27 protein-coding genes, 1 pseudogene and 1 riboswitch are annotated in these 26,757 nt (G+C 67.8%); of the genes and pseudogenes, 13 read left to right on the forward strand and 15 right to left on the reverse strand.

Translation table 11 applies throughout. The annotated features are described in order from the left end of the window. The first annotated feature begins 37 nt into the window (after nucleotides 1-37). Nucleotides 38-1,201 carry a sensor histidine kinase gene (locus GII31_RS15800; RefSeq protein WP_213244360.1) on the forward strand — a complete coding sequence of 388 codons (1,164 nt, stop codon included), beginning with the start codon at nucleotides 38-40 and terminating at the stop codon, nucleotides 1,199-1,201. Beyond that, nucleotides 1,198-1,851 carry a response regulator gene (locus GII31_RS15805; protein ID WP_213244361.1) on the forward strand — a complete coding sequence of 218 codons (654 nt, stop codon included), beginning with the start codon at nucleotides 1,198-1,200 and terminating at the stop codon, nucleotides 1,849-1,851. The genes GII31_RS15800 and GII31_RS15805 overlap by 4 nt, the downstream gene beginning before the upstream one ends. A gap of 7 nt (nucleotides 1,852-1,858) precedes the next feature. Here GII31_RS15805 and GII31_RS15810 read toward each other — a convergent pair whose 3' ends face one another. From GII31_RS15810 to GII31_RS15825, 4 genes are all read right to left on the reverse strand, one after another. Then, nucleotides 1,859-2,509: a NifU family protein gene (locus tag GII31_RS15810; RefSeq protein WP_213244362.1), complete on the reverse strand. Its 651-nt coding sequence runs from the start codon at nucleotides 2,507-2,509 to the stop codon at nucleotides 1,859-1,861. Next, a complete protein-coding gene (feoB, locus tag GII31_RS15815; RefSeq protein ID WP_213244363.1) occupies nucleotides 2,506-4,500 on the reverse strand; it encodes a ferrous iron transporter B in 1,995 nt (664 codons plus the stop codon). Before feoB ends, GII31_RS15810 begins: the two co-directional genes overlap by 4 nt. Further along, nucleotides 4,493-4,807 (reverse strand): FeoA family protein, encoded by a 315-nt coding sequence (locus tag GII31_RS15820; protein WP_213244364.1) that lies wholly within the window; start codon nucleotides 4,805-4,807, stop codon nucleotides 4,493-4,495. The genes feoB and GII31_RS15820 overlap by 8 nt, the downstream gene beginning before the upstream one ends. Before the next feature lie 126 nt (nucleotides 4,808-4,933). After that, entirely contained in the window at nucleotides 4,934-5,965 is a 1,032-nt protein-coding gene (locus GII31_RS15825; protein ID WP_260840025.1) for an aldo/keto reductase, read from the reverse strand. A 188-nt stretch (nucleotides 5,966-6,153) separates the two neighbouring features. Between GII31_RS15825 and GII31_RS15830 the strand changes: the two genes are divergently transcribed. Further along, on the forward strand, nucleotides 6,154-7,227 hold the full coding sequence (locus GII31_RS15830) for an LLM class flavin-dependent oxidoreductase (RefSeq protein WP_213244366.1): 1,074 nt from the start codon (nucleotides 6,154-6,156) through the stop codon (nucleotides 7,225-7,227). Nucleotides 7,228-7,352: 125 nt separating this feature from the next. Here the strand turns inward: GII31_RS15830 and GII31_RS15835 are convergent, their stop codons facing one another. Next, complete coding sequence (locus GII31_RS15835; RefSeq protein ID WP_213244367.1) at nucleotides 7,353-8,054, reverse strand: phosphosulfolactate synthase; 702 nt, start codon at nucleotides 8,052-8,054, stop codon at nucleotides 7,353-7,355. Then, on the reverse strand, nucleotides 8,039-8,164 hold the full coding sequence (locus GII31_RS15840; protein ID WP_260840026.1) for a hypothetical protein: 126 nt from the start codon (nucleotides 8,162-8,164) through the stop codon (nucleotides 8,039-8,041). Before GII31_RS15840 ends, GII31_RS15835 begins: the two co-directional genes overlap by 16 nt. 250 nt (nucleotides 8,165-8,414) lie before the next feature. Between GII31_RS15840 and GII31_RS15845 the strand changes: the two genes are divergently transcribed. The 4 genes from GII31_RS15845 (at nucleotide 8,415) to GII31_RS15855 (ending at nucleotide 11,383) form a co-directional block, all read left to right on the forward strand. After that, the gene (locus GII31_RS15845; RefSeq protein WP_213244368.1) at nucleotides 8,415-9,185 is read left to right on the forward strand and encodes an SDR family NAD(P)-dependent oxidoreductase; all 771 of its coding nucleotides are present in this window, start codon (nucleotides 8,415-8,417) and stop codon (nucleotides 9,183-9,185) included. 15 nt (nucleotides 9,186-9,200) lie between these two features. Beyond that, nucleotides 9,201-9,581 carry an alpha/beta fold hydrolase gene (locus GII31_RS15850; RefSeq protein ID WP_322973027.1) on the forward strand — a complete coding sequence of 127 codons (381 nt, stop codon included), beginning with the start codon at nucleotides 9,201-9,203 and terminating at the stop codon, nucleotides 9,579-9,581. Then, the gene (locus GII31_RS22515) at nucleotides 9,566-9,748 is read left to right on the forward strand and encodes an alpha/beta fold hydrolase (RefSeq protein WP_322973028.1); all 183 of its coding nucleotides are present in this window, start codon (nucleotides 9,566-9,568) and stop codon (nucleotides 9,746-9,748) included. The genes GII31_RS15850 and GII31_RS22515 overlap by 16 nt, the downstream gene beginning before the upstream one ends. Nucleotides 9,749-9,880: 132 nt before the next feature. After that, nucleotides 9,881-11,383: a carboxylesterase/lipase family protein gene (locus GII31_RS15855; protein WP_260840027.1), complete on the forward strand. Its 1,503-nt coding sequence runs from the start codon at nucleotides 9,881-9,883 to the stop codon at nucleotides 11,381-11,383. 9 nt (nucleotides 11,384-11,392) lie between these two features. On the opposite strand, the gene GII31_RS15860 is transcribed toward GII31_RS15855, so the two are convergent. Further along, nucleotides 11,393-11,734, reverse strand: coding sequence for a GNAT family N-acetyltransferase (locus tag GII31_RS15860; RefSeq protein WP_213244370.1), 342 nt, complete (start codon nucleotides 11,732-11,734; stop codon nucleotides 11,393-11,395). Nucleotides 11,735-11,835: 101 nt separating this feature from the next. Here GII31_RS15860 and GII31_RS15865 point away from each other — a divergent pair, with 101 nt between their 5' ends. Genes GII31_RS15865 through GII31_RS15880 form a run of 4 tightly spaced genes read left to right on the forward strand, consistent with a single transcriptional unit; the run spans nucleotide 11,836 to nucleotide 15,644 of the window. Next, on the forward strand, nucleotides 11,836-12,729 hold the full coding sequence (locus GII31_RS15865; protein ID WP_213244371.1) for a hypothetical protein: 894 nt from the start codon (nucleotides 11,836-11,838) through the stop codon (nucleotides 12,727-12,729). A gap of 10 nt (nucleotides 12,730-12,739) precedes the next feature. Then, the gene (locus GII31_RS15870; protein WP_260840028.1) at nucleotides 12,740-13,696 is read left to right on the forward strand and encodes a hypothetical protein; all 957 of its coding nucleotides are present in this window, start codon (nucleotides 12,740-12,742) and stop codon (nucleotides 13,694-13,696) included. Beyond that, nucleotides 13,693-15,039, forward strand: a complete 1,347-nt coding sequence (locus GII31_RS15875; protein ID WP_246221908.1) for an adenylosuccinate synthetase — start codon at nucleotides 13,693-13,695, stop codon at nucleotides 15,037-15,039. Before GII31_RS15870 ends, GII31_RS15875 begins: the two co-directional genes overlap by 4 nt. Next, complete coding sequence (locus GII31_RS15880) at nucleotides 14,964-15,644, forward strand: NUDIX hydrolase (protein WP_213244373.1); 681 nt, start codon at nucleotides 14,964-14,966, stop codon at nucleotides 15,642-15,644. Before GII31_RS15875 ends, GII31_RS15880 begins: the two co-directional genes overlap by 76 nt. A 261-nt stretch (nucleotides 15,645-15,905) precedes the next feature. Here GII31_RS15880 and kstD read toward each other — a convergent pair whose 3' ends face one another. Beyond that, nucleotides 15,906-17,579, reverse strand: coding sequence for a 3-oxosteroid 1-dehydrogenase (gene kstD, locus GII31_RS15885; protein ID WP_213244374.1), 1,674 nt, complete (start codon nucleotides 17,577-17,579; stop codon nucleotides 15,906-15,908). 54 nt (nucleotides 17,580-17,633) lie between these two features. On the opposite strand from kstD, the gene GII31_RS15890 reads away from it, so the two are divergent. Then, nucleotides 17,634-18,212, forward strand: a complete 579-nt coding sequence (locus tag GII31_RS15890; protein ID WP_213244375.1) for a TetR/AcrR family transcriptional regulator — start codon at nucleotides 17,634-17,636, stop codon at nucleotides 18,210-18,212. Nucleotides 18,213-18,327: 115 nt separating this feature from the next. On the opposite strand, the pseudogene GII31_RS15895 reads toward GII31_RS15890, so the two are convergent. The 5 genes and pseudogenes from GII31_RS15895 to GII31_RS15915 form a co-directional block, all read right to left on the reverse strand. Further along, nucleotides 18,328-18,649 (reverse strand): annotated as a pseudogene (locus tag GII31_RS15895) (IS481 family transposase); the annotation flags it as partial. A 101-nt stretch (nucleotides 18,650-18,750) separates the two neighbouring features. After that, nucleotides 18,751-19,518, reverse strand: a complete 768-nt coding sequence (locus tag GII31_RS15900) for an ABC transporter ATP-binding protein (RefSeq protein WP_213244376.1) — start codon at nucleotides 19,516-19,518, stop codon at nucleotides 18,751-18,753. Continuing rightward, on the reverse strand, nucleotides 19,515-20,474 hold the full coding sequence (locus GII31_RS15905) for a FecCD family ABC transporter permease (protein WP_213250564.1): 960 nt from the start codon (nucleotides 20,472-20,474) through the stop codon (nucleotides 19,515-19,517). Before GII31_RS15905 ends, GII31_RS15900 begins: the two co-directional genes overlap by 4 nt. Before the next feature lie 92 nt (nucleotides 20,475-20,566). Continuing rightward, nucleotides 20,567-21,580, reverse strand: a complete 1,014-nt coding sequence (locus GII31_RS15910; protein ID WP_213250566.1) for an ABC transporter substrate-binding protein — start codon at nucleotides 21,578-21,580, stop codon at nucleotides 20,567-20,569. A gap of 140 nt (nucleotides 21,581-21,720) precedes the next feature. After that, a riboswitch (cobalamin riboswitch) is annotated at nucleotides 21,721-21,899 on the reverse strand. Nucleotides 21,900-22,057: 158 nt separating this feature from the next. Beyond that, nucleotides 22,058-23,563 carry an aminotransferase-like domain-containing protein gene (locus GII31_RS15915; RefSeq protein ID WP_213244377.1) on the reverse strand — a complete coding sequence of 502 codons (1,506 nt, stop codon included), beginning with the start codon at nucleotides 23,561-23,563 and terminating at the stop codon, nucleotides 22,058-22,060. 94 nt (nucleotides 23,564-23,657) lie between these two features. On the opposite strand from GII31_RS15915, the gene GII31_RS15920 reads away from it, so the two are divergent. Next, nucleotides 23,658-24,887: a pyridoxal phosphate-dependent aminotransferase gene (locus GII31_RS15920; RefSeq protein WP_213244378.1), complete on the forward strand. Its 1,230-nt coding sequence runs from the start codon at nucleotides 23,658-23,660 to the stop codon at nucleotides 24,885-24,887. 5 nt (nucleotides 24,888-24,892) lie between these two features. Here GII31_RS15920 and GII31_RS15925 read toward each other — a convergent pair whose 3' ends face one another. Continuing rightward, nucleotides 24,893-26,014: an amidohydrolase family protein gene (locus tag GII31_RS15925; RefSeq protein ID WP_213244379.1), complete on the reverse strand. Its 1,122-nt coding sequence runs from the start codon at nucleotides 26,012-26,014 to the stop codon at nucleotides 24,893-24,895. A gap of 39 nt (nucleotides 26,015-26,053) precedes the next feature. Then, the gene (locus tag GII31_RS15930) at nucleotides 26,054-26,701 is read right to left on the reverse strand and encodes a TetR/AcrR family transcriptional regulator (protein ID WP_213244380.1); all 648 of its coding nucleotides are present in this window, start codon (nucleotides 26,699-26,701) and stop codon (nucleotides 26,054-26,056) included. Nucleotides 26,702-26,757 lie beyond the last annotated feature (56 nt).

Raw genomic sequence — 26,757 nt, forward strand, 5'->3', positions numbered from 1 at the left:
GTCCCCGACTTCCCGCGATGCCGATAGCGTTGTCCATGTGCGCCCCGAGGACTATCAGCCCGTGCTCACCGCGCGCAGTCATGCGTGGCGGCTGGCGTTGATGCTGCTGGTCAGTGCAATCGGGTTCGCCGACCAAGGCCGCGCGGCGTATCTCTGGGAACATGTGCGGTGGCAGTTCGTCGCCGACCTGGCGCTGGGCGCGGCATCGTTCGTGGCAGTGGGATGGCGCCGCTCGCACCCCGTGGCTGTCAACACAGTCATCAATGTCGCGTCAACGGTGTCGGCTACCTGCGCAGGTCCGGCCTGCTTGGCGTTGGTATCGCTCTCGACGCGACGCCGATGGGTCGAGATCATTCCGCAGGCACTGCTGGGGTTGATGATGACGGTGGTGGCGCAGCAGTTCTTCGGCACGCCCCGGCCGGAATCGCAGGCGGTGCAGTACGGGGCGGCGACGATGGTCACCGCGGCGCTGGTGGCATGGGGCATGTACATCGGGTCGCGACGTGAACTCCTGGCCGAACTGCGGGCGCGAACGGTGCTGGCCGAGGCCGAACGCGACGCGGAGGTGGCACGTGCCCGCACCCTCGAACGCACCCGCATCGCCCGCGAGATGCACGACATCGTGGCACACCGCATCTCGGCGATCAGCATGCACGCGGGTGCACTCGCCTTTCGCACCGACCTCCCGCCCGGGGCGATGCGCGAGACCGCGCAGACCATCCGGGACACCGCCAACCTGGCGCTGCACGAGCTGCGCGAGGTGCTCGGAGTGTTGCGCGACGACCCTGGCGACGCCCATCCCGAACAACCACAATCGGGGGCTTTCGACATAGACGAACTGATCGCCGACGGCGTGCGCGACGGAACGCGCGTCACGTACACGCGGTCGATGGAGCTGGCCGAGCTGCCCGAGCCACTCCTGCGCACGTTGTACCGCTGCCTGCAGGAGGCACTGACCAATGCCCGCAAACACGCGCCCGGCGTGCTGGTCTCGGTGCGGCTCAAGGATTCCGGGAGCGGCGGCGTCGACCTGCTGGTAGACAACCCGCTGCCGTTGACCGCACCGGCCGGTGTTCCCGCGTCGGGGCTCGGTCTGGTCGGCCTGGCCGAACGGGTCGCGCTCGCGGGCGGGCGGTACTCGGCGACACTGACCGACGACCGGCGTTTCGTTCTGCACGTGTGGCTACCGTGGACCTCGTGACCGCACGCATCATGCTCGTCGACGACGACCCACTCGTCCGATCAGGGCTGCGTCTGCTGCTCGGCGGCCAGAGCGATCTGGCGATTGTCGCCGTGGCGGCGAACGGCCGTGAGGCGGTGACCATGTACACCGCCGACCCGGTCGATCTGCTGCTGATGGATCTGCGGATGCCCGTCCTCGACGGCATCGACGCCACCCGCACCCTCAAGCAGTTGCCCACGCCGCCGGCGATCCTGGTGCTGACCACTTTCGACGCCGACGACTACGTGGTGCGCGCCCTGGCTGTCGGCGCCGACGGCTTTCTGCTCAAGGACACCGATCCACCGGAGATCGTGGACGCGATCCGTGAGGTGCTGGCGGGACGGCCGGCGCTGAGTCCGTCGGTGACCGCGGCGCTCATCAAGCAGGTCGTCGATGGTTCCGGCGGCGACCGGTCGGCCGCCGCACGGCGGGCCGCGGCACTGCTCACCGACCGTGAACGCGAGGTCGCGGTGTGCCTGGCCACGGGCAACTCCAACGCGGAGATCGCCGCCGAGCTGTTCATGAGCGTGGCCACCGTCAAGGCCCACATCTCGCACATCTTCGGAAAACTCGGTGCCGCCAACCGGGTACAGGTGGCCATCGTGATGCACGACGCCGGGCTGGCCTGAGCGGGTTTCAGCGCCTGCGGGCCCGCACCCCGATGACATCGCGGCAGAGCCGCCGCAGCTCTGCCTCGACACCCGAACGCAGCGTGTCCGCCGACGCCGGGCAATCCCGACAGGTACCGGACAGGTCGACGGTGACCACACCGTCGTGTACCCCGACCAGTTCGATCCGGCCGCCGTGTGAGCGGACGTAGTCCCCGACCCGGGTGCCGATCACCTCGTGCACGATCCGGGCGATCGCCTCGTCGGACATCTGACCGCTCGATGCCGCGGTATCCGGCCGCCAGTCGCCGGGCGTGCGCAAGGCGTCGGTGAGCGCGGTACGCACCGCCGACCCGATCCGGCGCCACGCCGCCTCGTCGGCGGTCAGTACCACCGAACGCGGTCCGACGGTGATCTCGCGAATAGTCCCGTCGTGCTGCATTCGGCCGAGTTCACCCGGTGCCCGCACCGGTCCGCGCACGTCGAGGATGCCGGGTCCGATGATCCACCGGATCTGGCCCGGCAGGTCGCCGGGTTCGGGGTGCATCGGGACGGCCGCGGCGCGCTCACCGACGCGCACCGTCGGCAGGTCCAGTGCGACGGTCTCGCGTGGGTGTCCGTGCCTGGCGGCGGCCCGCGCTCTGTTCGGCACGACTCTGTTCAGCACGGGTGCGGTCACCACACCCAGACGGCGATGGTGTGCGCGATGTACGCCATCACCCAGGCCAGCAACGAGTACGCGGCGAAGATGATGATCGGCCAGCGCCAGGTGGCGGTCTCGCGGCGCAGTACCGCCAGCGTCGAGGTGCATTGGAGTGCGTAAACGAAGAAGACGAGCAGCGCCACGATGGTCGGCGGGGTGAACACCTTGTCGCCCTTGTTGGATCCGTCGTCGTAGCGGGCCTCTTCGAGCCGGGCCGCCGGGTCCTCCGGGTCCTCGGCCGCCGACATCTGGCCCAGGGTGGCGACGAAGGTTTCCCGCGCCGCCAGCGACGACAGCACGGCCACGTTGGTCTTCCAGTCGAAACCGAGCGGATCGAAGATCGGCTCCACACTGTGCCCGAGTCGCGCGGCGATACTGTGGTTCATCGTGTAGGTGGACACCGCCGCCGAGTCGGTGGGGTCGATACCTGCCGACTCGAGAGCGGCGTCCGAACGTATCGGCAGGTTCAGCAACGCCCACAGCACCACGGTCGCGAACAGGATGATGGTGCCGGCCTTGCGGATGAAACCTTTGACCGGGGACCAGATCTCGACCAGCATCAGCTTCCACGACGGCACCCGGTACGGCGGCATCTCCATCGTGAACGGCATCACCGGCCCGCGGCGCCGGGAAAACACCGAGATGATCTTGGCGACGGTCATGGTCGAAATCGCCCCGAGCAGGTACAGCCCGAACAGCACGGTGCCCTGCGCGTTGAAGATCCACACCTTGGACTCGGACGCGACGAGCATCCCGATGAGCAGCGTGTACACCGGCATCCGGGCCGCACAGGTCATCAGCGGCAACGACATCATGGTGGCGAATCGCTGGCGCGCCGACGGCATGGTGCGGGTGGCCATGATGCCGGGGATAGCGCAGGCCACCGACGAGAGCATCGCCACGAACGCCCGGCCCTCGAGCCCGACCGTGCCCATCACCCGGTCCATCAGGAAGGCCGCGCGCGAAAGGTATCCGAGTTGTTCCAGGAAGGTGATGAGGACGAACAGCAGCGCGATCTGCGGCACGAACACCAGCACACCGCCCACGCCGCCGATGAGGGCGTCGGCGATGAAGCCGGTCAACCAGTTGTCACCACCCACCTCGTACACCCAGTCGCCGAGGTGCCCGAAGCCCGTCTCGACATAGTCCTGCAGCGGTGCGGCCACCGCGAAGATCGTCTGGAAGAAGCCGAACATCACCGCGAAGAAGATCAGTGTGCCGATCACCGGGTGCAGCAGCACCTTGTCGATGCGCTCGGTAATCGGATCGGGATCGGGTGAACGGTAGTCGGCCTCGGCCAGCACCGACTCGCTCCACGCGGCCCACTCTTCGGTGCCCGACGTCGGGGGGTCGATCACCGGATGCGACCAGTGGTCGATGTCGCCGAGCAGATCCCGGACCCGCGCACCGGAACCCTTACGCCGCCCGTCGATGGCGGCGACCGGAATACCCAGGGCCGCACCGAGTTTGTCGGTGTCGATGGAGCCGCCGCGGCGGGCCAGCTCGTCGAGCATCGTCAGGCACAACACCGTCGGCAGATCCAGCGACATCACGTCGGCGATCAGCCCGAATGATCGACGCAGGGTACCCGCGTCGGCCACCACCACGATCGCGTCGGGTTTCTCCACGCCCTCGATCTCCCCGGCGAGCACGTCGGCGACCACTTGTTCGTCGATGCTGACGGGGGTCAGGTCGTAGGTGCCCGGCAGATCCTCCAGCGTGATCTGCTTGTCACCGACCTTGACGATGCCGACCGTTCTGCTGACGGTGACGCCCGGGTAGTTGCCGGTTTTGGCCTTCAGGCCGGTGACGGCGTTGAACACCGTCGACTTCCCGGTGTTGGGCGCACCGACGAGTGCGACCTTCGCCGACGAGGCCGCCAGCGTCCGGTTCTCCGTCCTGGGACCGGAATCGCAATGTGGACAGGCGGCTTCGGTGCTCGACCCGTGATCGCAGTGCTCAGTCATGGCCGCCACCGGCCTCGCCGGATATCTCGACGTCGATCAGCGAGGTCTGCACGCCGCGCAGGCAGATCGAGGTGTCCCGGAAGCGGTACTGTCGTGGATCACGCAGTGGGGCCGCGCGCAGGACCGTGACCTCCGTGCCTCGCACCAGCCCCATCGCGGCGAGGCGGTGCGCCACATGGCCTTCCGCGTTGCCGGATATACCGACCACGGTTGCGGTATGGCCGGGACGGACACGATCGAGTGTGCTGTACTGGACGGTCGCCGATACTCCGTCGTGGCCGGGTCCGGGCTGGGCTGATTCAGACATTTCTCACCTCGAGTACGAAACGTACGCTTAGGCAAACCGCACTTCACGGGGCCAAAGTCCCATTACATCAACCCAAATGACCCTGATCCGCGACGTGGATCACCGGGCCCGGCCACGGGGTGCTCGTCAGAGCGCGAGTCCGGTGCCGTGAACGCCGTGTTCGTCGATCAGCGCCAGCTCGTCGTCGGCGAACTCCGGGAAGTCGACGGCGGCCACGTTGTGATCGAGCTGCCAGGTGGAGCTGGCCCCGATCAGCGCGGAGGTGACCTGTGGACGGCGCAGCACCCACTGCAGCGCCAGCTGCGCGAGGGACTGCCCACGGGATTCGGCCAGCTTGTTCAGCTCCCGCGCCCGCCGGCGGTAGGTGTCGTCGATGACGTCGGGGTTCAGGAACGTCGAGTTGACCGCACGCGCTCCCTCGGGGATCTCCTCCAGGTACTTGTCGGTCAGCAGGCCCTGCGCCAACGGCGAGTACACGATCACACCGAATCCGTCGCGCTCGGCGGCGTCCAGGAGACCGTTCTGTTCGATGCGCCGATCGAAGATCGAGTATCGGGGCTGATGGATGAGCAGCGGCACCCCCTCCGCGGCCAGTGCCTCGGCGATCGCGTGCGCGCGGTCGGGCAGGTAGTTGGAGATGCCGACGTAGAGCGCCTTGCCCGAGCGCACCGCCGACACCAGACCCGACACCGTCTCCTCCAGCGGCGTCGACTCATCGGGGCTGTGGTGGTAGAAGATGTCGACGTAGTCGGTGCCCAGGTCACGCAGGCTGTGATCGAGCGAGGCCAGCAGCGACTTGCGCGATCCGCCCTTCAGATAGGGACTCGGCCCGATCGGATTGCCGGCCTTGGTGGACAGAATCAGTTCGTCGCGGTACGGCGCGAGATCCTTGGCCAGGACCCGGCCGAAGTTGTGCTGGGCGGCGCGGTGCGGCGGGCCGTACCGGTCGGCGTTGTCGAAGTGGGTGATGCCCAGGTCGAAGGCGTGCAGAATGATCTCGCGTTGCGTCTGATAGGCGTAGTCGGCGCCGAACTTCTGCCACAGGCCGAAAGAGAAGGTGGGCAAGTCCAGTCCCGAGCGGCCGGTCCGGCGGAATGTCGCGTTGTCGTAGCGGGCGGGATCGGCGGTATAGGTGAGTTCGGTGGGTCCGTAGGACACGGGTTTCCTTCCGGTTGCGGCTCGTGTGCTGCACACGTGGCAGTTCTGCCGCGAACCTAGGCGCTGCCCGGACCGCCGGTCACCCGTTGTGCCCGCGGTGATCGCAAGTCGTCGCGCTACGCCTGTGCGGCACTAGCTTTCGTGAGGTTCGTAGGCCGCATATCCCCGACCACGCAAGTGAGAACGTCATGAGCACCGCCGAGTCCGAATACCTCTGGTACATCCCCAATCAGAACGAGCCCGGCCATCGCGGCGACACCGCCGTCGACGGCCACAACAGCCTGGAGACGCTGACCGGGCACGCATTGGCGCTCGAGCGCAACGGCTGGACCGGTGCGCTCATCGGCACCTCGTGGGGGCGCCCGGACACCGTCACCGTGGCAACGGCGCTCACCGCGCGCACCACCACCTTCGAGCCACTCATCGCGGTGCGGCCCGGATACTGGCGGCCGGCCAATTTCGCCTCGTCGATCGCCACCCTCGATCATCTGACCGGCGGACGCGTGCGTATCAACATCGTCTCCGGCAAGGACGATCTCGGCGCGTACGGCGATGCGGAGGCGCAGCAGGCGGACCGCTATGACCGCACCCGCGAGTTCATCCAGATCATCCGCAGACTGTGGACCGAGGAGAACGTGACGTTCCGGGGTGAACACTTCTCCGTCGAGAATTCCACGGTGGTACCGCGTATCGCCGCCCGCGAGGGACGCCCGCATCCCAAGATCTATTTCGGCGGCGCCTCGGCGGCGGCCGAGCGGGTGGCCGCCGCCGAGGCCGACGTCCAATTGTTCTGGGGTGAACCGCTCGACGGTGTCGCCGAGCGTATCGACCGACTCAAGAAGCTTTCGGAGACCGTCGACCGGCAGCACGCTCCTCTCGAATTCGGTTTGCGTATCACCACATTCATCCGTGATACCACCGACCAGGCATGGTCGGAGGCGCAGGCCCGGGTGGCGCAGATGGCCGAATCCGAGCCCACCGCCACCGATTTCGTCCGGCGCCGCGAGGCCGTCGGCCAGCGCCGCCTCTTCGATCTTGCCGCGCGCGGTGAGGTCCTCGACGACAATCTGTACACCACCCCCGGCACGTTCGGCGGCGGCGGGGCGGGCACCACCTGGCTGGTCGGCTCGGCCGAGGACGTGGCCAAATCGCTTCGCAAATATGCCGATCTGGGCATCACCCAGTTCGTGTTGTCCGATACCCCGTACCTGCGTGAGATCGAACGTCAGGGCAGCCGGCTCCTGCCGTTGCTGCGGGGGTAGCCGCCGCGGGCCGGTGACGACGCCGGAAGAAGGTCGCTGCCCCGAAGAAGATCGCGTCCCGGAAAAGACCGATGCCCAGGTACGCTCGACGGCAGCACCTGGGCATCGCGGCAATGGGGACGCGGCTATGGCGCCGGGTTGATCACCCGCCCCCAGGTGGATTTGTTGCCCCAGATGTTCTGGCGCAGGCCTTCGAGCTGGAGGATCTGACTGTGGTCGACGAACAGGTTGACCTCGTTGCCGTAGTTCTTGACATACCACTCGAAGACGGGTCCGTCGGCGGCCTCGAACATCACGTTCTCCAGGCCGACGCCGTTGATGATGGATGCGGCCACCCCGGTGTTCCACACGCCGACGTTCTCGGTGATGCCTTCGGATTCGATCATGATGATGTCGGCACCCGCATCGAGACATTTCTGAGCACGTGAGATGAGGTCGCCCACATCCTTTTTGGTCTCCGCGGCCAGCTCGGCCTCGCCCGAGTCGCCACCGGACCCGATCTGGATTCCCAGTTCCGGTTTGGCCTTGAGACCCGCCTTGACCACCTTCTCCACCAGCCGGATCAGTCCCGACGTGTTGAGCATGATGAAGCCGGTGGAGATCTCGATGACATCGAACCCGACGTTCTTGGCCTCCTTGAGGTACTGGTCGACGGCATCGTCACCGTAGCGCAGGACGGTTTCGATCCAGCCGCCCGAGGACACGTACGCACCATGGTCATGGGCGATGTCGCTGCACGCCTTCACCTGTTCGGAGGGGACGAGCGAGAACGATCCGCCCGCCCATTTGATGCCGTCGGCCAGGACCACCGTCAGGTCGGCGGGCATCTCCGCCGGGAACCGCGCGGAGAATCCGTCGTCTGCTGCAAAGCCTTGTCGCTGAGCTGGTCGTAATCCGCCGAGGCCACGAAACGCGCGAGTGCTTGAACGTCTGTCATGACTACCTCCATATCGTGGTGATATCCAGGTTAGCCTTACCTTATTATTCGTCAAGTGTTGCGCACTCTCGGCCGCAGTGGTAGCTCCCGCGCGGAATACAAGGTGCTCACATTCCGGTCCCCACCCGGAATCGGACGCCGACACACCGCGGCCAAGTCGAATATTCGAACGCGGCCGTCAACGGTAAGGGCAACGGTTGTAGTTTCGAAGTAGCCACCCGTTGCCGCCCGAACCGATCGGAGACCGTCGATGCCCGACGAACCGCCCTTTCCCCCACCGACGCCGCGTGTCGCACTGATCACCGGCGCCGGCCGCGGTCTCGGTGCCACCACCGCGCTGCGGCTGGCCGCCGACGGCATCGCGATCGCGGTCAACGACCTGGTACCCGCACGCGCCGAGGAATCGGCCGCCGCCGTCGTCGCAGCGGGCGGGCGCGCCGTCTCGGTTCCCGGAGACATCACCGACCCGGCCACCGTCACCCGCATCGTCGACGACGTACGGGACACGCTCGGCCCGATCGCGATCCTCGTCAACAACGCGGGCATCCCCGCCGGCGGCGTCGCCCTCGCCCCGTTCGCCGAGACCTCCCCCGACGACTGGGACGCGATGATCCGGCTGAACATCTACGGCGTCCTGCAATGCACCCACGCGGTGATCGGCCAGATGACCGAACTCCGCTGGGGTCGCATCATCACCATCACCTCCGATTCGGCACGCACCGGTGAGGCGCGGATGGCGGTGTACGCGGCATCGAAGGCGGCGGGCGCATCGCTGATGCGATCGTTGTCCAAGGAACTCGGCCGCGCCGGAATCACCTGCAACACATTGTCACTGGGGACCATCGTGTCCGCCGAGGTGGCGGGTACCGACCGGATGCTGGCCCACGCCAAGCGATATCCGCTGCGCAGGCTCGGCACCTACGACAACGTGGCCTCGGCCGTATCGTGGCTGGTGTCCGAGGACGGCGGCTGGACCACCGGCCAGACCATCCCGATCAACGGCGGATACACCACGAGCTGAGAGGAATCCCGACAAATGCCAACACTCCCGACGCGGCACCGGATCGACCGCGACGACCTCACCCTGGCGGCCGATGTCTTCGAGAACACCGACACCGACGGCACCGCGATCCTCCTGCACGGCGGTGGCCAGACCCGGCAGTCGTGGCGCGCCACGGCCCGCACCATCGCCGGCAGCGTCATGACGGCGGTGTCGGTGGATCTGCGCGGCCACGGCGACAGCGGATGGTCGGCGACCGGCGACTACTCACTGGACGCTCTCGTCGACGACATCGACGTGCTGGGCCGCACCTTCCCCGATCCGGTGCTGATCGGGGCCTCACTCAGCGGCCTGATGTCGTCGACCGTGAGCGCCTGTTCGCCGCGGCGCGCGCACTCACGTTGCCGGTCCTGCTGATCCGGGGCAGAGAATCGGACGTCCTCACCGAGGACGACGCGCGCGAGTTTCTCGATCTGGTACCGCACGCGGAGTTCGTCGACGTCCGGGGCGCCGGGCACATGGTCGCCGGCGACGTGAACGACGCCTTCACCGACGCCGTCCCGGGGTTTCTGTCCAAGGTGTGAACCTCACGACCGGGACAGACGCCGTCCGTGAGATACACCGCCTCGGACATCCACCGTCTGTGACATCCGCGCCCTGTGACATCCACCGCCGGGGCATGAGACACCGCCCGAACATGCCGGTAGATTCGTGCCATGGGGTCGGATACGGGTGCACGGGAACAATATCCGGAGGTCGCGACCGCCGAGGGCCGGGTGCGCGGCTGGTGGCGGCCTACCACCGGAGGTACCGGCGCGGCGTCGTCGGCGGCGTTCTTGGGGATCCCGTTCGCCGAGCCACCGGTCGCGGAACTCCGGTTTGCCGCCCCCGTCCCGAAAGCCCCGTGGGACGGGGTGCTTGATGCGACAGCGTTCGGCGCCACCCCCCAGCGCGGTGATCCGGGCGTCACCCTCATCCCGGAGCCGAGCGTGCCGGGACCGAGCACCCTCAATGTCAACGTCTTCACTCCGGCACCCCGCCGCCGGTTTCCGGGTCTGCCGGTGCTGGTCTGGATCCACGGCGGCGGCTACTACGCGGGTTCGCCGGCCAGTCCCTGGTACGACGGCCGCAACTTCAACCGCGACGGTGTGGTCACGGTGACCATCTCCTATCGGCTCGGTTTCGACGGTTTCGGCTGGATCCAGGACGCGCCGTCCAATCGCGGTGTGCGCGACTGGCTACTGGCCCTGGAGTGGGTACGGCGCAATATCGCGGCATTCGGCGGTGACCCGGGCCGAGTGACCATCGCCGGTCAGTCCGCGGGCGGCGGGGCGGTGACCACGCTGCTGGGCATGGAGTCCGCACAGCACCTGTTCCACAGCGCGTACTGCCTCTCCGGCGCGATGGGCGCGCTGCCTGCGGCCAGGGCGCAGGAGTTCGGGCGGGCACTTGCCGAACGCGGCGGGGTGGCACCGACCCGTCTCGGCTGGTCGGCACTGCCGGAGGAACGCATCCTCGAACTACAGAAGGACCAGACCAGGATCGGCCCGCGCACACTGAGGTCGATGCGCACAGGCGGGCTGCCGTTGGGGCCGACCGTCGACGGGGACCTGATCCGGCGTTCGCCGCTGGCATCCCTGCGGGAGGGCATCGGCGGCGACAAACCGTTCGTGGTGGGCTCGGCCGACGACGAGTTCACCGCGGTGGCCGCCCGGAGCGGGGCGGTGCTGCGGTGGATCCCCCGTAACCTGCTCCTGCGCACGGCGGGGCTGAGCGGCGACGCCCGCACCGCATACCTCGCCGCCAACGCCGAGGTGGCAGCGCTCGGCAAGATCCGGCTGACCGGCCGGGTGCTGACCGACGCGGTGTTCCGGGCCAATGTGCTGCGGATACTCGAGGCCCGCGGCCCGGGCCCCACCTGGACGTACCGGTTCTCGTGGCCGTCGGGCAACGACGGCCTGGCCGGCCACTGCATCGATGTGCCGTTCTTCTTCGACTGCCTCGACGGTCCGGCGCTGGCGCCGCTCACCGGCGGGCATCCGCCCCGGCCACTTGCCGACGAAGTACATCGCGCAGCGGTCGATTTCGTCACCGACGGGGACCCGGGCTGGCCCCGGTACGAGGAAACCGGAAGTCCGGTAAAGGTTTTCGGTACCCCCTCGGCACTTCGAGCCGATGACTACCGGTCGGTGCGGGCCATGCTCACCGCGCGGCGGTGATCGGGCCATTCATTCCCGCGTGTCGTCGGCGACGAGCACCTGATACTGCGGAAAGCGCTCCAGGAACGACCGGACATAGGTACACACCGGAACGATCGTGAGCCCCTGCGCGGCAACCTCATCGAGAACCGATCGGACGAGCAGCCGGGCGAACCCCTTTCGCTCGTAGGCGTCGGTTGCGATCGTGTGCAGCAGTACGAGCGCGCCGTCGTCACGATGCCGGTATCCCTCCAGGCCGATGAGTTCGTCGCCGGACCACAGTTCATACCGTTCGCTGCCCGGGTTGTCGCGTAGCGCGGGCTCCGGGTCGAGGGCGAGGGTCGGCGGGGGAACCGGGATCTCCGTACTCATGCATTCACGGTAGCCCCGTACCCCGGCGGCCGATGCCGCTTTTGGTCCACGTCCGGGGTAGGCCCATTGACAGATTCTTTTACTCTGTTAGAGTAAAAGGCATGAGGAAGACGACCCCCGGGCAGGCGATCACCCTGATCTGCCGTGCCACCGCCGCCCGTGACCTGTTCGCCGGCGACCCCCGCAACAGCGCTGACCGGCTGGCCGCCCGCCGGACCTTCCGGTCCCTGCTCGCCGCGGTACACCCCGACCGCACCGCCGCCACCGGACAGGACCACGCCCGGGGCGCGGCCGCCCGGCTGTCCGAGCTGTACGCGGACTGGCAGCAAGACAGCACACCCGGACCGCACGTCATCGGCACCCACGGCACCTATCCGCTACGAGTGCGCCTGTGGGCCGACGAGCGTGTCGCCTGCTACGCCGGCGCCGAAGCCGGTGTACGGATCGAGCTCGATCGCGCCGCGGGCGGGCGCTGCACCGGCGCGCTCGGCGAGGTCTGGCCCGACGTCGCACTCAGCGGAATGTCGTCATTCCTGCCCGACATCATCGACGCTGAGGTCACCGGCGGACGCGGCTGGATCGCCTATCGGGTGCCGCCGGGCATGGTGTCACTGCGCGAGGTCCATGCGGCATACCCCGATGGTCTCGACGGGCGCGATTGGGCGTGGATGCTGCGCCGGATCCTGATGACACTGGCCACCGCGCGCCGGCCACACGGCAACCTGGGCATCGACACCGTGCTCATCCATCCCGACCAGCACGGCGTGGTGCTCACCGGGTGGACCGCGGCGACCGGCGGCGACGGGCCGGCCCTGGCCGAGCTCACCGACACGATGCTCGGATCCGGCGACCCGCGCCAGTCCCGGTTCATGCGCGCGGCGCGGCACCTACCGCCCGAGCGGCAACTGGCCGAATACAACCTGCTGTTGCGACACACCTACGGCCGCAGACGTTTCCGGCCGTTCACGATGCCCGACCCCAACAACAGTCGATAGGAGGCCCATCATGGGCGGAGGATACTGGGACACAAGCGCATTCGACGCGGCCGCGGCGGCCAGAAAGGCAGCCGGGGACCCCGACTTCGGATACAGCAACCGGATGCGGAACCTGCCGCGCGATCAGCGCACCGCCGCACCCGAACTCGACGTCTTCGGCGCCACGCGCCGCGAGTCCCGCGACAGCGACGAGCACCCCGCCTCGACACCGATCGTCGTCCTGTTCGACGTCACCGGATCGATGGGAATGGTGCCGGTGACCGTACAGAAACGGCTCGCCGACCTGCTCGGCCTGCTCACGCGGGGCGGGTACACCACCGACCCGCAGATCATGATCGGCGCCATCGGCGACGACCAGTTCGACGACGTACCGTTGCAGATCGGTCAGTTCGAATCCGACAACCGGATCGATGAGCAGTTGCGCAACATCTATCTCGAGGGTGGTGGCGGCGGCGACAAGCGCGAGGGTTACGCGCTGGCCGCGTACTTCCTGAACACCCGCGCCCAGACCGACGCCTGGGATCGGCGCGGCCGCAAGGGATATGTGTTCTTCATCGGCGACGAGATGAACAAACCCGCCGTCTACGCGCGGTCGGTGCGCCGCGTCCTCGGTGACGAACTGACCGAGGACCTGGCCGTCGAGCAGGTGTACGAGCAACTGGCCCGGCGCTGGCACACCTTCTACGTGCTGCCCGATCTCACCAGCTACTACAACGATCCGGAGATCGAGAACCACTGGCGCCCGCTGGTCGGTGAACGCTTCCTCAAACTCGACGACCCCGCCGGGGTGGCCGACCTGATCGCACTGACGATCGGGATGACCGAGGACGCCATCGACCTCAAGCAGGGTCTGGCGGACCTGAAGGACGCTGGTTCGACCGCAGGCCGCGCGGTCGGCAAGGCCCTCATCCCCTTCGCCGACCGCCCGGTGCCCGCCGGTGGTGGCCGCTTGCCGGAGGACCTGTGACCGCGCGGGTGCCGGGCCGGCCGATCGTGGTGGTTGGACTGGGCTACGGCGACGAATCAAAAGGCGCCACAGTCGATTACCTCGCCTCCACGATCGGTGACACCGCCGCGGTGGTGCGCTGGTCCGGGGGTGGGCAGGCGGCCCACAACGTGTGTCACGGCCCACGGCACCACACGTTCCGGCAGTTCGGCTCGGGCACGCTGCGCGGGGTGCGCACCATCGCGCGGGCACCCATGCTGGTCAACCCGATCTCGCTGGCCACCGAGGCCGCCGAACTGGCGGTGCTCGGGGTCGGCGACCCGTTCGGGCTGCTCACCGTCGACGCGAACGCGCTGGTGACCACACCGATCCACGTGGCGATGAACCGGGCCCGCGAGATCGCCCGGGGCGCGGCACGGCACGGTTCGTGTGGAGAGGGCGTCGGGGAGACCCGGGCGTACGCGCTGGCGGTCGGGTCCCGGGCCCGGCGCGGGGACTCGGTGGGCAACTTCCCGGTCCACGCCGACCTCCCCGACGCCCCCGCGCTCACCATGGGCACGTTGCGGGACCGTCCGGACACCGTCGCCGCCCTCGACGCCCTGGCGGGTTACGCACGGCCGCTGCTGGAATCGGTGCGGCACCCCGACGCGGCACACGAACCGGTGACGGCGATCGCCGACGCGCTATGTGAGATCGCCGCGCAGGTGCGCGTCGCCGACGACATCGATGCCCACCTGGGCGACGCGCTGTCGTCCGGGACGGTGATCTTCGAGGGCAGCCAGGGTGTGCTGCTCGACGAGTGGTACGGCTTCCACCCGTACACCACCTGGTCGACAATCACGCCCCGGAACCTGGTGACCGCGCTCCGCGCGGCGGGTCACCGGCCCTATGTGCTGGGCCTGACGCGCAGTTATGCCACCCGGCACGGGGCCGGGCCCATGCCCACCGAGGACCCGGCACTCGCGTTGCCCGACGTCCACAACAAGGAGGGCCGATACCAAGGCACCTGGCGGACAGGACATCTGGATCTGCCGGCGCTGCGGTACGCAGTGGCCGCGGCCGGCGGAGTCGACGGTATCGGGGTCTCGCACCTCGACGCGGTGGGTACCGCCGGGCTGTCGGTGGCCACCGGCTGGTCGGGAACCGCCGATCCCCTGCCACAACCGTCGGGCACCGACACCGGCGAGCTGGAGGCACTTACCGCGCGGGCGGCGGCGGCGCGACCGGACTACCGGCCGCTGCCCGGCACTGTCGAGGAGGTGCTTGAGATGATAACTTCGGCAACCGGATGCCCGGTGGTCCTCATCGCGGCAGGTCCGCAGCGAACCGACCGAAGGATGTTGTGCCCGAACCTCATCTGTTGAGCATCGTGTGTGTCGACGTCGTCGCGCTCAGTTATCGGCGCGACGATCGGCGGGTCGTCGTCGGTGTGCATCGGCGCACGGGCGAACCGTTCACCGGACAGCTGGTCCTGCCCGGTGTGGTGGTGACCAGTGGTGAACGTCTGCGCGACGCCGCCGGGCGGGCGCTCGCCAAGCTCGGGCTCAGTGCCCCCGACGCCGTCGGCCAGTTGCGTACCTTCGACGAGCCCGCCCGCGATCCGCGCGGGCCGTCCCTGTCGATCGCCATGTGGGCGGTATTCGACGACGCGGCAGCCCGACGGGCTGACCACGCCGAATGGTTCCCGTTCGGGGAAGTGCCCGAGTTGGCCTTCGACCACAACGCCATCATCGAGGCCGCCCGCGTCCTGCTGGCCGACTCACTGTGGCGGGACGCCCGGTTCACCCGAGCGCTGACCGGGCCGGTGTTCTCGGCCACCGACGCCGTCGCCATCACCGAACAACTCGACGGTCGGCCGCCGCACCGGGCCAACCTCAACCGCGACCTCGCCAAGAACGCGGCACTGGCCGAGGCGGGAACCGCGCCGGCCACCGGCGGCCGTCCACCCAAACTCTGGAAGTGGGTCTGAGCGCTAGCCGTGCATCCGCGACGACACTCACGTAATGCTGAGGGTACCGCTCCCATGAGTACCCGCACGTACCCGCGTCTACCTCGAATGGTGTTCACCCGTGAGGTGCGTTAGCGCGGTTTTTCGCGCAATGCCGGGAACCCTTAACTAAGGTCATTCCACCATCCGAGAACCGTCTAAATCGTTGTTATGCAATATGTTTCACCAAGATGGATTAATGGTCGCCAGAAGAATATCTGGACACGTGCCACTCGGGGCATGTCAGCGAGGTTCCAGTCCTGCAGCATGTCTCGCGGCGAGGTAGCCGAAGACCAGAGCCGGGCCGATGGTGGCTCCCGGGCCGGCGTAGGTGCGGCCCATCACTGCCGCTGCGGTATTGCCGACCGCGTACAGGCCGTCTATCGCGAGCCCGTCGTCGGTCAGGACCCGTGCGACGTGGTCGGTCAACAGTCCCCCTTTTGTTCCCAGGTCAGCGGGTACCATTTGCGCAGCGTAGTACGGAGCTCTGTCCAGTGGTCCCAGGCTCGGGTTGGGTTTGTTGGAGGTGTCGCCGTAGTAGTGGTCGTATGCCGACTCGCCGCGGCTGAAGTCGGTGTCCACCCCGTCCATGGCGAAGCGGTTGAAGCGGGTGACGGTGTATTCCAGTGCGTGTGGTTCGACGCCGATCGCCGTTGCCAGGGCGCCGATCGAGTCGGCCCGAATCAATGCTCCTGCGTCGAACCACGCTTGCGGAAGTGGCGTACGCGCAGGTCTGCCGGCGAACATATAGCGGTCCCGGTAACCTTGGTCGAAGATCAGCCAGGCGGGCAGGTTTTCCGCCGGCCCGTCACCGGCGCCCCGCGCCCCACCGAACATTGCGTGGGTCGCCTCAACATAGGGCAGCGATTCGTTCATGAATCGCCGGCCACGGTCGTTGACCATCAGGCTGCGTGGTAGGGATCGTTCTGCGAGCGCGAACCACGGCCGGCGTGGTAGCGGAATGGACGGCGCCCACCAGGCGTCATCCATCAAGGCCGTGCCAGCTCCCAAATGTTGGGCCGCCAGGATCCCGTCACCGGTGTTACCGGTAGCCCCGAGCGACAGCGCCGCACTCGCGGGCTCTCGCTGGTATTGGCGCCGCATCTCCTCATTGTGGTCGAATCCCCCGCAGGCCAGCACCACTCCGCGGCGCCCCGCGATCCGGGCACCGTCCGAGGTCACGACGCCGGTCACGCGGTTGCCCTCGGTGATCAGATCAACGACGGCGGTATTGAGCAGCACCGGCACACCAGCCCGGCGCACGCCCAGCATCAGCGACCCGGCGAGCGCATTCCCCAGGCCCACCATGCGTTGTCCGCGGACTCGGGCGACTGCTGTGCGGGTGGCGATTCGCAGCATGTGCCAGGGTCCGCGCCACGTGCGAAGACCTGTGCTGATCCACCGGTAATCCTCTTGCAGGACAACCATGTTGGCCGGGGCCTTCGCATAGAAGGGCGTCAGGGTCGTCTCGTCGTCACCCAGGCGCCGGACGTCGAAGGGACGGGGCTCCACCGACCGCCCGGCCGCCTGGCCGCCAGGTTGTTCGGGAAGGTAGTCGCTGTACCCGGGTACCCAATGCAAGTCCAGCTCGGACCGGTCAATGAGGAACCGCAGTGCCTCCGGGCCGCGGTCGATGTACGCGTCGATGCGCTCGGGCGATACGTCGTCGCCCACGATGGCGTGCAGGTACCGGCGCGCATCCTCCAGATGGTCGGCGGGGGCTTCACGACGGAGGATGTCGTTCCCTGGGATCCACACGCCGCCCCCGGAGCGTGCCGTTGAGCCTCCCCAGGTTGCGGATTTCTCCAGTAGACAGACCGACAGTCCATGTCCGGCCGCGCTGATGGCAGTGGACATTCCTCCGGCGCCGGTTCCCACCACCACGAGGTCTACCTCATTTGTGACAGTTAAACTCATGGTGACAGTTTCTATCAGGTTGCGAGTTTATCCACAACCGCGTTTGATGAATTCATGGCTTCCTCACTCAGGACCAAACAGCGACTCCGGGTGCGCAGCGACATCGACGCGGCTGCCTTGCGACTTTTCGTGGAACACGGCTACGAGCGGGTGACGACCGAGGAGATCGCCGCCGCGGCCGGCGTCTCACCGAGCACGTACTTCCGGCACGTCCCAAGCAAGGTCGACCTACTGTTGCGGCCGCTACGATCGAGTAGCGCCGGTATCGTCGCGCTGTTTTCCGCATACTCTGGATCCGATGTCATCGCCGGACTCGTCGAGGCGATCCGCGCCCAGACCTCCCAGATCGACCCGGAACTGCACTTGCGCTGGCGTGCGGTAATCCGCGCCGTGCCCGGTGTCCTCGACCGGGTTGCCCTGATAACCGAAACCGACCGGCGGGAGCTAATCCGCCTCGCGGCGGAGCGCATGGGCTGTGACCCCGAGCGGGACTGGATGCCCGGAACCACGGTCTGCAGCCTCTTGGCGGTGGTCGAGTTCGGCTTCCGGCGTTGGATGGGTGAGACCGACGAGAACGTCGCTCTGATCGAGTGCATCGATTCGGCGTTGCAGTCGTACCTGGCCTGCCGGTGATCGGGACCCATTCCGGGGTGCGCAACCGGTAGTTAGTTGCTTCTCCCCGAGAGGTTAGGGACTCGGTCGGCGGGGGTCTGGCCTCCGATGCCGGTATGTGGTCGGTGGTGATTGTAGTGATGGAGCGCCCGACCGTGGAACGGGCGATCCCGAAGTGATAGGCGATCCCGTGTGGTCCCCACCGCCGGGTGAACCGCAAACCAATGATCCGGCGTTCACGTTTGCGGGAGATTCGTTGCGGTGACCGACGCGGCCGCGAGGACCGATCAGTCAGCGACGGCCCGGCCCGATAGCGATCAGCCCACCGCTTCGCTGTCGACGGTGAGCGCTGGAATCGTGCGACAGCACGCCGGCCGCTAGGGTCAGCCGTCCTCGACGATCAACACCGCGAGACGACGACGCGCTCCCGGGGTCAAGGGTGCATTAGCGTGAGTCATGACCGCCTCCGTGGTGTGGACGCGAGTCGTGGGAACCCAACCCTGCCCGGAGGCTTCGTTCACCTCACGCGTTCACAACCGCTCAGGGAAGAACAGCTAGTCTAGCCCCGCCGCAGCCGGACCCACAGCCCGTCGTCGACGGTCACGTCGGCATCCACACCGAACACACCGGCGATGGTGGCGGCGGTGATGGTCTCGCGCGGGATTCCTTCCTCCACCACGCGACCGCCGGCCAGGACGACGATGCGGTCGCAGTACATCGCGGCGAGGTTGAGATCGTGCACCGCCATGATGGCCGCGGTGCCGGTGCGCCGGACATTCTCGGCGACCAGCTCGAGCAGACTCAGCTGGTACTTGATGTCGAGGTGGTTGGTCGGCTCGTCGAGGATCAGCAGTTCCGGTTCCTGCACGAATCCGCGGGCGATCTGCACCCGCTGGCGTTCCCCGCCGGAGAGCGAGCCGTAGTGCGAGAGCAGCATCGATTCGATGTCGGTGTCGCGGGCCACCCTGTCGATCACCGCCCGATCGGTGTCCGAGACCATCGACCACGCCTGCCGGTGCGGTGTGCGTCCCAGGTCGAGCACGTCACGGACGAGCGGGTTCTGATCGGTGACCGCGGCCTGTTCGACGAACGCGATCCGGCGGGCCACCGCCCTGCGCGGCAACGACTGCAACGACCGGCCGTCGAGTTCGATCACCCCGGCACTGGGCCTGCGCAACCCGGCGAGCAGCCGCAGCAGCGACGACTTGCCCGAGCCGTTGGGACCGATCAGCCCCACCAGTTGACCTTCGGCGACCGACAGGTCGATCCCGTCGAGGATGGTGCGCCGGCCCACCTTCCAGCGGACGCCGGTGGCGGTGAGTTTCATCGTCGGCCCTGCCTGATCAGGATGATCACGAACGCCGGCACTCCGACGATCGCGGTCACCACGCCGATCGGAAGCTCCTGCGGCGAGACCAGCACCCGGCCCGCGATATCGGCCCACACCAGGAACAGCGCACCCAGAATCACCACCGTGGGCAGCATGATGCGGTGGCGCACCCCCACCAGTGCACGCGCCGCGTGCGGCAGGACCAGGCCGACGAAACCGATGGCACCGGCAACACTGACGATCACCGCGGTCAGCAGCGCGGTCACCGTCAGCAGGATTATCCGGGCGCGGGCGACATTGACACCGAGCGAGAGCGCGGTGTCGTTGCCGAAAGTGAACGCATCCAGCGAACCCGATGAGAACAAGCACACCAGCACACCCATCAACGCCACCGCCGCGCAGATCTGCACCTGCGACCAGGTGGGCGCCGACAGCGAACCGAGCAGCCAGAACAGCACCCCCCGGGTCTGCTCCGCGTCGGCGGCGGTGTAGACGATGAACGAGGTGAGTGCCGAGAACAGCTGCGTCACCGCGATACCGGCGAGAAGCACCCGATCGGTGGTGCCGCCGGCCAGCCACGACAGCAGCAGCACCAGCGAGAAGGCCAGTCCGGCACCGACGAACGCGCCGCCGGCCATGCCGACGACTCCCGATCCCACGCCCAGCAGCACCACCGCCACCGCACCCACCGACGCACCCGAGGAGATACCGAGCACGAACGGGTCGGCGAGCGGGTTGCGCAGCAGCGCCTGCAGCACCGCACCGCACACCGCCAGACCGGCGCCGCACGTGGCCGCGAGCAACGACTGCGGCAGCCGCGAGTCCCAGATGATCGCATCCTCGAGCGCGGTGAGCCCGGTGCTGCCGCCGACGACGTGGGCGCGTGCCGATCGCAGCACATCGCCGATCCCCAGCCCGGCGGGTCCGATCGTGATGGCGAACGCGATGGACATGACCAGCGCGATCAGTCCACCCACCCACAGCACCGCGATCCCGCCGACACGGCCGTACCGCCGTCCGCCATCGCGGACCGTGGCGGTCGCGGTCACTTGCTCAAGCCGAGTTCGACCAACCCGTCGGCGACGTTCTGAATGCCGTACACGGTGCGCAGCGACGGATTCATCTCCGCACCGGTCACCAGGATGTACCGCTTGTTCTTGACCGCGTCCATCTCCCTGGTCACCGGATTAGTTTCCAGGAACCGGATCTTGGCCTCGCCGGTTTCGGCGGTCTGGCTCTTGCGGGTCAGGTCGCCGAGCACCAGTACCTGCGGGTTACGACTGGCGACCGCTTCCCAACTCACCTGCGGCCATTCGGCTTTCGTGTCATCGAAGACGTTCTTGAGGCCGAGCGTGTTGGTGATGATGCCGGGCGCCCCGCAGCAGCCGGCGATATACGGCTGTTCGGCGTTGGCGAACCAGTACAGGACGCTGACGCCCTGGGCGTTCACCGACTTCTGGGCAGCGGTGACCCGTCCCTTGAGGTCGTCGATCACCGACGTCGCCTTGTCCGAGGTACCGGTGAGCTCACCGAGCTGAGTGATCTCCTTGTACACCTGGTCGAGGCTCGCCGGGCTCTCCCGCGTACCGTCACCCCCGTCGGCGACCTTGCCCTCGCAGTCCGACGGCGCCAGATAGTTGGGGACCTTCAGCTCGTCGAACCGGGCGCGGGTGGCCACGCCACCGTCCCCGAGTGTCGAGCTGAACGAGGCGGTGACGAAATCGGGGTTCTCGGCGAGCACCGCCTCCAGGGACGGCTTGTTGTCGGCCAGGCGCTTGATGCCTTCGTTGTCCCCGGCCAACGAATCGAGGATGGGGTCGGTCCAGGTGGCGGTGCCCACCACCCGATCGGCCAGGCCCAGTGACAGCAGCACCTCGGTGGTGCCCTGGTTCATCGACACGATGCGCTGCGGCGCGGCGTTCATCGTCACCTTCTCACCGCAGTTCTCCACCGTCACCGGGAAGCCTTCACCGGCCACCGCGTCGTCCCCTTCGTGGTCGACGTCGGAGCATCCGGCGAGCACCACCGCGACCGCGCCGAGCAGCGCGGTACCCAGCATCAACGGACGTCGGCGCGCGAAAGCCCGCGGCGGTGAGAGCGTCGAGCGTCGGGACGGGGAGGTACGCCGAGCGCGCATAACGAGGTTCCTTCTGGTCGCGGCCCATCTCGCGGGGCCGTTGTCCTGCGATCGCGCGGGCGGCGGCCCGCACGATACCAGCAGGTCTTCGGACTCGAGATCAACCGCCGCCGGGCGCCTTCCCGGTCTTCCTCGACCAGTGGCATCGTGTCCGGCACGTCCCTCTCACCGCTGCGCGTCAGTCCCGGATTTGCACCGGGTTCCCCGCCCATGTGGGCATGCTGGTCCGCTGAGTATAGGACGGACCGCCCGAACTCGGACATCGTGCCCGCCGACTCCCGGCCGCCGCTGCTACGGTCGGCCCTACACAGCGCCAGGAATGCCGGTGACCTTCCGAAGGAACACCGCACTGGAATGCCGAACTGCTGCAAAGAGACCTGCACGAAGCGATCCTCCGGCTCAAGGACCGGCCGGACCGAACTCCTGACCCCGCACGCGCCCGACCACCACGCGCAGCGCGGACGCGAACTCCCCCGCTCCGCGGCCACCGAGCCGCGAATAGGACAGCACCAGCCCGGACACCGCGTGTGTTGCCGACTGGCTGCTCAATGACCTTGTGCGCCAGCCGGCCTGGTCAAGTCCGGTGACCACCGCCTCGTCGTCGAGTCCCGGTAGCAGCACACACAGATGCAGACCGGCCTCGACCCCGGTGACGGCCAGTCGGGGGCATTCGCGGGCCAGTGCGGCCACCAGCCTGGCGCGGCGATCGCTGTACACGCGGGCGGCCCTGGCCAGGTGGCGGTCCATCGCGCCCGAGCCGATGAATTCACCCAGCGCGTCGGCGGGCAGCGCCGACGGCCCTCGGCGATGCACTGCCAGCCACCGCTCGACGGACCTGCGCAGCGCGGCGGGCGGCACGCACCAGGCGACGCGCAGATCCGGCGACACCGACTTCGACGAGGTGCCCACATACGCCACGCACCCGCTCGCGCCGGGCAGTGTGACCAGCGCGGGCAGCGGGGCGACGCCGTAGCGAAACTCGCCGTCGTAGTCGTCTTCGATCACCAAAGATCCTGTTCGCCTGGCCCATTCGACGAGGGCAACCCGACGGTCGACACTGATCCGGTGACCGAGCGGATACTGATGCGCCGGCGTGGTGAACACGATGCCCGGCTCGTCGCCGAGGACGGCGACGTCGAGTCCGTCGGCTTCCACGGGGTGGAACCGGACATCGAGGTCCTGCTCACGTGCCATGAGCAGGGCCCCGCGATAGCCGGGGTCCTCAATGTGGAACGGAATCCCGCACGCATCGGAGGGTTCGGTTGGCCCGGCCCGGTCTTGAGGGCCGACCGGGACCCGACCACAAGAAGCCCTACGTTCGGCGGCGAACGCCGCACACAGCGCGGCGATCGCCGAACGCGAGCTGTCGAACAGCAACGGATCGGCGTCGGCGATGCCTCGATGCCGGCGCAGGTGGCCGGACAGTTCGGCGCGCAGTCGCGGACTCGGCTCCTCCCACGGGTTCAGTCCGGCCATGCCGTCGGAGGCCGCCGCCCGGACCGCGCTGCGCCACGCCCGCCGGTCGACCAGGCCCGCATCGGGAATCCCCGGACGCAGGTCACGGACCGAACGCCCCCGTCGTGGCGCGAGCGCCCTCTCCGGTACGGCCTCGCGCAGGCCCCGGGTGCGCGCCCCGGCCCGCGCCGCCTGTACCACGCCCGCACTCACCCGCGTTCCCGAACCGTGTTCGGCGACGATGAATCCCGCGGCCGCCAGTTCGTCGAAGGCACGCACCACAGTGCCCCGGGACAGTCCGGTCTGCCCCGCCAGTGCACGGCTGGACGGCAGCCGGTCACCGTCGGCGAGCACACCGTCGGCGATACGGTCGACGATCGCACCCACCAGATCCGCCGCTCCCGAGACGTCGTCGAGAACCAGGGATCCGGGGCGAGCGGTACGGGCCATGGCACAAGAGTAGGCCGATCCGGGCCAAAGTGGTCCCGCCGAATTGACGGAAGTGGACCTTCATCAACGGCCACTTACGCGATGGAATGGCGTCATGACGAAGTTCCGGCAATCCCACCGCCTCAAAAACGTGCGCTACGACGTCCGCGGCCCGATCCTCACCGAAGCGATGCGCCTGGAGGGCCAGGGACATGACGTGCTGCGGCTCAACCTCGGCAACATGCGCCCCTTCGGGCTCGTCGCACGCCCGGAGATCGTCGACGCCGTTGCCGCCAACCTGGATACGGCCCAAGCGTATTCGGATTCACGCGGCATCCCCGCGGCCCGGCAGGCGGTGGCCGAGCACTATCTGGGGCGCGGGATCGACGGTGTGCGGGCCGACAACGTGTTCCTGGGCAACGGGGTCAGTGAACTCATCACCCTCACCCTGCAGGCGCTGGTCAACCCGGGTGATGAGATCCTCGTGCCCGCACCCGACTACCCCACCTGGACCGGTGCGGTGAACCTCACCGGCGGTGTACCCGTGCACTATCTGGCCGACGAGTCCGACGGCTGGAATCCGTCGCTGGAGGACATCGAGTCGAAGGTGACCCCGCGAACCACCGCGCTCGTACTGATCAACCCCAACAACCCGACCGGGGCGGTCTACAGCGAGGAGACCGTGCGCGGGATCGCCGACATCGCCCGCCGCCACGGACTGATCCTGCTCAGCGACGAGATCTACGAGGAGCTGGTGTTCGGCCAGGCGCGGCATCACTACGCCGCCCGCGCCGCCGGCGACGACGTGCTGTGCCTGACATTCGGCGGCCTCTCGAAGGCCTATCGCGTGTGCGGGTACCGCGCCGGCTGGGTTGTGGCGACCGGACCCCTGCACCTGGCCGGTGATCTCCTCGAAGGAATCACCCTGCTGTCCAACATGCGGGTCTGCCCCAATGTCACCGGCCAGCACGCGATCGCCCTTGCCCTCGGCGCCGGAACACCGGGCTCTCCACTGCCCGCCGACATCGTCGACCCCGGCGGGGTGCTGGAGCGGCGACTCGCGCTCACCGCCGACGCGCTCAACACCATCCCCGGGGTGAGTTGCGTCGCGCCGCGCGGAGCGCTGTACTGCTTCCCCCGCATCGACACCGAGCTGTTCGGCATCGACAGCGACGAGGAGTTCGTCCTCGATCTGCTGCGCGCCGAACACATCCTGGTCACCCACGGCACCGGCTTCAACTGGCCCGAACCCGACCATTTCCGCATCGTCTGCCTACCCGACGACGCGGTCCTGGAGCAGGCGGTCGCGTCGATCGGCGGCTACCTCGATCGCCGACGACGGTAGGTGCGTCATCGTAGTCGTGCGGCAAGCCTCGGCAGTTGTGTGAGCGGGTTGAGCCGCTCCACTTCCCGCCGCTGCGCGGCGGTAAACACCTCGCTCAGTCCCGGCGCCGGATCTCCGCCGCCGCTGAAGGTCAGCGCACTGAACGGCCAATCGGACCCGAACACGATGTGCGAGCGGTCGGCGACCGCACCGACCGCACTCATCGCTGCTTTCGAGGCACTCAGGGCGGTGTCGTAGTAGAACCGTGAGATCAGCTTCTTGGTGTCCAGTAGCGAGGCCCGCGCCATCTTCGGTAGCGCCTGCCCGACGGCGGACTGCGAGACCACACCCAGCCGGTGTGACAGGAACGGGACGGTACCGCCGGCGTGTGCGAGCTGGAACCGGATACGAGGGTACCTGTTCATCACCCCGGTGGCCATCAACCAGGTCACGGCTCGGGTGGTGTCGAAAGTGAACTCGTACAAGAAGTCCGGCAGCGGCAGCCCCGGCTTCGCCGAATCCGGGATGGCGGCCGGATGGATGAACACGTAGGTGCCGCGCCGATTCAGCTCCGCCATCAGCGGCTCGAACCGCGGATCACCGAGGTACACACCGTGGTAGGCACTGAGTAGGACGACACCGTCCAGGCGCAGCGTATCGAGTGCGTAGGCGAGTTCGGTGATCGATGCCGCGACGTCGGGCATCGGCAGCACCGCGAACGCGCCGAATCGCTTGCCATGCCGGGTGAACAGCCGCGAAACGTAGGTGTTGCAGTAGCGCGCCATGTCGCGGGCCTCCTTACCCCGTAGGAATCCGACACCGGGATCGGAGATCGACAGCGCCTGCGCCTCGATGCCCCACCGATCCATGAAGTCGATCGCCGCGTCCGGCGACCACGCCGGGGTCGGGTAGCCACCGATGGTGACATGTCCGTGGGACAGCAGCGCCGAGCGGTACTCCGGTGGAAGGAAGTGGGCGTGCAGATCGATCCGATAGCGCCCGGTAGGCGCGGCACCGGCAGGTCCTGCGGTCGTCGCGGTCGCCGCCCCGGCGAGCACCGCCCCCGCCGCGAGGGATGCGCCCTGGATGAGTCGACGACGACTGGGGCCTGAGGCCGCCGGGTCCGATTGGGTCTGGGGCTTGTTCACGGCGTCGACTCCTGCGTCTTGATGCCCGGCCAGGTCAGCTCATTCCGGGGCCCGGATTCCTGTATCGATCGCTACAATACCGCCATAGGCACTGACCACCGCAAGTACCGCGTGCGCATGCATTTCGAACAGCGCGCCGAGATCGACGTCGTCACCCCCGATTTCCTTGGCGATGAACAGGCCGTCGGCTGCGGCGATCGCGTACAGGACGACCTGACGAGCGCCATCCTCGGAGAGTTGGGGTGCCAGGTCGCGGACCACCGCCATCATCCGTTCGGTCGCCTGCGCGCGTACCTGAAGAAACTTTTCGCGGGCGCGCGGTTCCTCGGGACGCCGCTCCAGGGCGAGCATCAGACCGAGCCGAAGAAAATCGGGTGACGCCAGCAGGGACTTCGCCACTTGGCGGCCGAGTTCGATCACCCGGTCCCGAGGTGTCGACGCGTCGGGCAGTTCCCATGCCGAGAGCCAGTCCGCGAATGATCGTTCGATCACCGCCGCGATGAGGTCGTCCTTGTCCTTGAAGTGCCAATAGATGGAACTCGCCGGCAAACCGCACTGCTTACTCACCCTCCCGATGCTCGTGCCTTCATAGCCGCGCTCCCCGGCGATCTCGGTGGCGGCGTCGAGGATCTTATTGCGCGATTCCTCTCCGTTGGCCCGTCGCTTACGTGCCGATTCTGCGGCCATCTGGGGTCTCCTTTCTCGTCGGGGCATTGACGCACGGCACCCCGACAATTACTGTA

It is taken from the genome of Gordonia pseudamarae (genome assembly GCF_025273675.1).
Taxonomy (GTDB): domain Bacteria; phylum Actinomycetota; class Actinomycetes; order Mycobacteriales; family Mycobacteriaceae; genus Gordonia; species Gordonia pseudamarae.